Source organism: Hydrocoleum sp. CS-953 (assembly GCF_002260545.1).
Classification (GTDB): Bacteria; Cyanobacteriota; Cyanobacteriia; order Cyanobacteriales; family Microcoleaceae; genus Trichodesmium.
The window spans coordinates 1-6523 of sequence record NZ_LGSU01001072.1; the positions used below are offsets into that span (position 1 = coordinate 1).

General features: G+C 40.9%; 4 protein-coding genes and 1 pseudogene. 4 read left to right on the forward strand and 1 reads right to left on the reverse strand.

Annotated elements, in window-relative coordinates; translation table 11 throughout:
* Positions 1 to 263: 263 nt before the first annotated feature.
* From AFK68_RS41875 to AFK68_RS16015, 4 genes and pseudogenes are all read left to right on the forward strand, one after another.
* Positions 264 to 537: sulfatase-like hydrolase/transferase (locus AFK68_RS41875; protein WP_256386576.1), on the forward strand; the 274-nt coding region annotated here is incomplete at its 3' end.
* 14 nt (positions 538 to 551) lie between these two features.
* The gene (locus tag AFK68_RS16000; RefSeq protein WP_256386577.1) at positions 552 to 2294 is read left to right on the forward strand and encodes an arylsulfatase; all 1743 of its coding nucleotides are present in this window, start codon (positions 552 to 554) and stop codon (positions 2292 to 2294) included.
* A 729-nt stretch (positions 2295 to 3023) separates the two neighbouring features.
* Positions 3024 to 3494, forward strand: a pseudogene (locus AFK68_RS39020) (hypothetical protein); the annotation flags it as partial.
* Positions 3495 to 4607: 1113 nt separating this feature from the next.
* The gene (locus tag AFK68_RS16015) at positions 4608 to 5603 is read left to right on the forward strand and encodes a formylglycine-generating enzyme family protein (RefSeq protein ID WP_094673651.1); all 996 of its coding nucleotides are present in this window, start codon (positions 4608 to 4610) and stop codon (positions 5601 to 5603) included.
* A gap of 397 nt (positions 5604 to 6000) precedes the next feature.
* Here the strand turns inward: AFK68_RS16015 and AFK68_RS16020 are convergent.
* On the reverse strand, positions 6001 to 6523 hold a 523-nt coding region (locus tag AFK68_RS16020), incomplete at its 5' end, for a pentapeptide repeat-containing protein (protein WP_143437931.1).

The following is a 6523-nucleotide window of genomic DNA, read 5'->3' on the forward strand; positions in this document are numbered from 1 at the left end:
AATATGATAACTATTGCCTTTATATTAATAATTGTTTCAATTATAAGACAAATATTAAACTTTCTCCAAAGTATTTGACAAAGATTAATTTAGCTAGAATAATGAGCAACGAAAGAACTTAAAGAAAAGATTTTCAGTAAATTAAAATTTGCTCTTTCTGATTCTTTGTAAAAAAATATTAACAAAGTAGATTTTGCCTCATGGGAAAAGCCATGAAAGCAGCGATTGCTAGCGTACTTTCCCTGTTATTGATGCTATCGGGAATGTTGCCTTGGCTCCCAACAGCCCCAGCATTTGCCTACGAAGGAATCACCACCCTACCGGAAATCCAACGACCCAATATCCTTGTCATCATGGGTGATGATATCGGTTGGTTTAACATTAGTGCCTATAACAATGGGATTATGGGTTACCGAACCCCCAATCTCGATAGGCTTGCCAAACAAGGAATCTTGTTCACTGATTTCTACGGTGAAAATAGTTGTACTGCCGGTCGTGCAGCCTTTATAACTGGTCAAGCTTCCATCCGTACTGGAANCCAACGACCCAATATCCTTGTCATCATGGGTGATGATATCGGTTGGTTTAACATTAGTGCCTATAACAATGGGATTATGGGTTACCGAACCCCCAATCTCGATAGGCTTGCCAAACAAGGAATCTTGTTCACTGATTTCTACGGTGAAAATAGTTGTACTGCCGGTCGTGCAGCCTTTATAACTGGTCAAGCTTCCATCCGTACTGGAATGACCAAGGTAGGACTCCCTGGTGTAGATGTGGGTTTAAAGAAAGAAGACCCAACCCTAGCAGAGTTACTGAAACCCCTAGGTTATCGTACTGGTCAATTTGGGAAAAACCATCTAGGTGATTTAGACCAATATTTACCTACCGCCCACGGGTTTGACGAATTTTACGGCAACCTCTACCATCTGAATGCTGAAGAGGAACCCGAAAACGAAGACTATCTACCTGAAGGCGAATCTATAGTATTCGATCAGTTCCGACCCCGAGGAGTAATTCACAGCTATGCTGGCCGTGATTCTCATGAATGTGAAATAGGTACAGCATGGGAAGAAGGACCAGAAATTATCGATGTGACCAAGACCGATCCCATTCGTGAAAAATATGCTAGTGGGGATCAAAGGGTCTGTGATACTGGACCTCTCACTACAAAGCGGATGGAAACCATCGATGAAGAAGTATTAGATCACACAAAAGAGTTCATTGTAGATGCGAAAGAAGCAAACGAGCCATTTTTTGTTTGGTTTAATACCACTCGGATGCACGTCTATACTCACCTGAAAGAAGAATCTCAGGGAGTCACTGGGCAAGGAATTGAAGCAGATGGAATGGTAGAACATGATAAACAAGTGGGTCAACTTCTCCGGTTTATTAAACGGCAAGGTTTAGATAAAGACACTATTATCGTCTACACAACTGACAACGGTGCAGAAGTATTTACTTGGCCAGATGGTGGAACAACGCCTTTCCATAGTGAAAAGAACACCAATTGGGAAGGAGGTTTCCGTGTCCCTGCTATGATTCGTTGGAAAGGCCACTTGCCCGCAGGTGTGGTCTCAAATGACATTATGTCTCACCTTGACTGGGTACCAACTCTCTTAGCTGCGGCTGGTGTTGAGAATATCGACAGACAACTTCTAGCAGATGACGATAAACGGAAGATAGATGCAGAATATTCCGAATATGAACAATATGACGTTCATTTAGATGGATATAACTTCTTACCTTACTTAGAATCTCTCGGCAATCGACTAAATAACCGAAAACGCCAGAAAAATTGTCCTTCTACCCCTGGTGTGTTGGGTGTATTGGGTCGCCTTCCCGACTATTGTCCACCTCGTCATCAGTATATCTATTTCACTGATGATGGTTATCCATCAGCAGTCCGGTATAACGACTGGAAAGCGATATTTACTGAACAGCGTGCAGAAGGCTTTGATGTTTGGTCAGAACCTTATGTTAATTTGAGAGTTCCTATCTTGTTGAACTTACGTCGCGATCCCTTTGAGAAAGCACCCCACGAGTCAGAGTATAATGCTGACTGGAGGTTCCGCCGACTTTTCTTACTTGGTCCTATTACCACATCTGTTGGAGCGTTTCTCAATACCTTTGTTGACTATCCCCCTCGTCAAAGACCTGCTTCTTTTACTATTAATCAGATAGTAGATGGGGTAGTACAACAAATTCAAATAGACAGGCTAAAAGAGGAGTTTCCGTTTATTACAGGCTTAAGAAAGATACTCCAGACGATTGTTGACAACAGTCTGGATTAAATCAAAAATTAGGCTACAGGTAGTATCTATTGCTGCTCAGTTTTGGCGAAAAATACTGCTTGTAACATGAGTCTAATATCATGTCCGGTTAAACACTTGTAATTAAATGTAGGTTGGGTAGAACGAAGTGAAACCCAACAAAAGGCTGATTGTCTTGGGTTGATCCTAACGGATAAGCTCCGCTAACGTTCCTCAACCCAACCTACAACTAGCGATTTTATTATAAGTAATCATCCGGACTTGATATAAATTTAAATCCATGAGTCTGTTGGTGATTAATATTTACTCAGATATTAATTACCTGATTACACTACGGTGTACACAAAAGTAGAATTTAGGAGGATATTTTTAAGACTATTGTTGAAGATAGATCCTCCTATTTCTCTTGACAACAATTTGACCTACTTTCAAGATGTGTAAATCAACCATGAACTTTCTCAACATCAACAGAAAAACTATCACATTTTTTCTTTCAGTTTTGCTCTCAATCTTTTGTATCGGCGGTACTTTAGGTTGTCTTCCTGCCTATGCAGCATTAGAGTCATGGAATGAAACTCCTCAAAAACAAGCAATCATCGACTTTGTGAATCAAGTTGTTACTGACGATGTTCCAGTAAAAGNATCCTCCTATTTCTCTTGACAACAATTTGACCTACTTTCAAGATGTGTAAATCAACCATGAACTTTCTCAACATCAACAGAAAAACTATCACATTTTTTCTTTCAGTTTTGCTCTCAATCTTTTGTATCGGCGGTACTTTAGGTTGTCTTCCTGCCTATGCAGCATTAGAGTCATGGAATGAAACTCCTCAAAAACAAGCAATCATCGACTTTGTGAATCAAGTTGTTACTGACGATGTTCCAGTAAAAGATCGCATTGCTGTTTTTGATAATGACGGAACCTTGTGGGCTGAAAGACCGCATTATTTCCAAGAAGACTTTATTAAAACTAGATTGGATAAATTGCCTGAACCCAGAGTCAGTAGACTGATTCAAAAGACTCAAAAGAGAATTGATAAAACTGGAGGACATCCTATTTCAGAGGAAGGCAAAACTTTTTTAAGTGAAATTCCAGTTGTTAGTGGACTCACAACAGGTGAATATAACTCCTTAGCTCACGATTTTCTCGTTACAACAAAACATAATGAATTGACTTCTGACAATGATGAAGGTTATGAACGGTTTGATACTGAATATATCNTTCAAAAGACTCAAAAGAGAATTGATAAAACTGGAGGACATCCTATTTCAGAGGAAGGCAAAACTTTTTTAAGTGAAATTCCAGTTGTTAGTGGACTCACAACAGGTGAATATAACTCCTTAGCTCACGATTTTCTCGTTACAACAAAACATAATGAATTGACTTCTGACAATGATGAAGGTTATGAACGGTTTGATACTGAATATATCAACCTGACTTACAAACCTGTGATTGAATTGGTTAACTACCTCAAAGCAAATGATTTCAAAGTCTATATTTGTTCTGGAGGTGGCATTTATTTTGTGCGTTCCTTTTCTGATGAAGCTTATGGTATTCCCACTGAAGAAGTGATCGGTTCAGCTATTAAGACAAAATATGATGAGTCTAATACAACCGATGGACTTGGAGGCAGTTTAGTCCGTAGATCGTGGCTAGCTCACTATGACGATCAACAGGGTAAACCAGTAGGAATTGAACTGTTTATTGGCAAACGACCTCTCATCGCCGTTGGGAATTCTAGTGGTGATTTTGAAATGTTTAAATATACAGATTCTGGGGTGGGAAATTCCTTAATCGTCCTGATTAATCATGATGATTGTGTTCGGGAATATAAATACAATGATGTACCTGGAAGGACACATCTAGATGATGATGGTGAAGAAGTAGCTGATAATGAATCTCTCGACTACGCCCAAACTCATGAAAATTGGATCGTGGCTAGTATGAAAGACGATTTCAATACTATTTTTGATCCAATTCCATCAAGATCACCTCAAATGTGTCCTAAACTTTAGTTAGTGGTCAGTCGGGTGAGCTTTGCTCACCTGATAACAACAGGACTTATACAGAATCCGGTTGAATAATCGTCATTGCGACGATAGGAAGCAATCTCAGGGATGCACGGAGATTGCTTCCTTCCACTCCGTTCCAGTCGCAATGACTTGGATATAGTAATTATCCGGATTTTATATTAGGCAAACAAACCAAGAAACCGGGTTTATTGCTTGATTATTGTCTCTCAAACCACCAAGCTTCCTTGATAAACCCGGTTTCTGCGTAAGTCCTAAACAAATTAAATTAAGACCTTGTATTATCCAAGTCTCAATCATTTTATGAAAACTTTTTACTTAAAATCAATTATTATCTTTTTCCTCACAATATCCCTAATTTTCCCTTTCTCCACACCAGCACAAGCATCCTCTACAGATAATAGTTGTCCTGAAGGAATGATATTTATTCCCGGAGGAACTTTTACAATGGGTTCAGATACTCATTATCCCTCAGAAATTTCTGCAAGTGATGTCAGTGTAGATAGTTTTTGCATCGATCGCCACGAAATCACAAATGCAGAATTCCGCGAATTTGTCAAGGCAACAGGCTATAAAACCATTGCCGAACGCCCCCTACCGAAATCACAATTTCCCGATCTAACTGACGAACAACTGCAACCTGGTTCCCTCGTCTTTGAACCCCCCTCAGAAGGGATACAACAAGTTGCTTACTTAAGTTGGTGGCATTGGACAGTTGGTGCTAACTGGCAACATCCCTACGGTCCGAAGAGCAACATCAAAGGGAAAGATAATTATCCTGTGGTTCATATTGCCTATGAGGATGCAGTTGCTTATGCTAATTGGGCAGGAAAATCTCTCCCTACAGAAGCTCAATGGGAATATGCAGCGCGGGGAGGTCTTCAAGAGCAAGAATTCACTTGGGGGAATCAATATTCTGCCAAGAAAGCCAACACCTGGCAAGGGATGTTTCCATTTTTCAATACCAAAGAGGATAACTATTTAGGAACTGCACCTGTAGAATCTTTTCCCGCCAACGGTTACAAACTTTATGACATGACCGGAAACGTTTGGGAACTCACGTCAGATTGGTATCAAGTCGGACATTCTGGGAAAGACCATAGTGTAAACCCCGTCGGACCTGACAAAACCACCAGTTTCGATCCAGTCAAACCCCAGGAAGGAGCTTTGCACGTTATCAAAGGAGGTTCTTACCTCTGTGCTAAAAATTATTGTAGTCGTTATCGACCTGCTGCCAGAGAGTCTCAAGCTCCTGATACCGGAACAACTCATATTGGATTTCGCTTAGTAGTCTCGTAGGGTGCGTTAGACGGCGCAAATCTGTGCTATCATTCCATTGCTTCTAATCGTAACGCACCATCTTATGTCTAGTAAGAGTGGTTGCGGTGCGTTACGGCCAATTGAGCAACCAGGGCAAAGAAAACGAAATACTGGACGGCCTAACGCACCCTACTGTCTACTGCTGCTAGAGAGTCTCGTAGTGGATAGACACAGTAGTTTTGTAGGGTGCGTTAGACGGCCTGAATTTGTGCTATTATCCTATTGCTTCTAATCCGTCGTAACGCACCATCTTCTGTCTAGTGAGAGCGGTTGCGGTGCGTTACGGCCAATTGAGCAACCAGGGCAAAGAAAACGAAATACTGGACGGCCTAACGCACCCTACTGAACTTTCGACTCAAACTAAGAAATAAGCTTGCTAGATATGAACCTTCCCATCTGGCATAGTTGCTCCTATAAGAATAGCATCCTGTAAATCAACTCCCGCCATCTTAGCATCTCGTAGACTAGCACCACGCAGATCCGCGCCCCGCAAATTAACACCATCTAAAATTGCGCCCCATAAATAGGCTCCTTGCAAGTTAGCGCCACTCAAATCAGCTCCAGTGAGATCCGCTAAATTCATATTTGTCCCACTTAAATCAGCATTCCGTAGATCCACTTCAGTTAAGTTGGTCTTCATTAAGTTAGCTTCGGGAAATTGACTACCCCTGAGATTACCTTGATGTAAATCTGCTTTTTTGAGGTTTGCTCGATCTAATTTTGTCCGACGCAGAAAAGCAAGACTGAGATCGCTTCCAGTCAAATCTGCATCTTGCAACTTAGCACCGCTCAACTTAACTTGACTGAGATCCATACCACTAAAGTTAATTCCCTCTAGCTGCAAACCATTCAAAAAAGCACCACTGAGTTTGACTCCGTTTAATTGTGCGCCCTTAAGA

Bases quoted from the DNA above. Each gene is read 5' to 3' on its own strand.
- AFK68_RS16015 (WP_094673651.1), top strand. From the start codon at position 4,608: ATGAAAACTTTTTACTTAAAATCAATTATTATCTTTTTCCTCACAATA.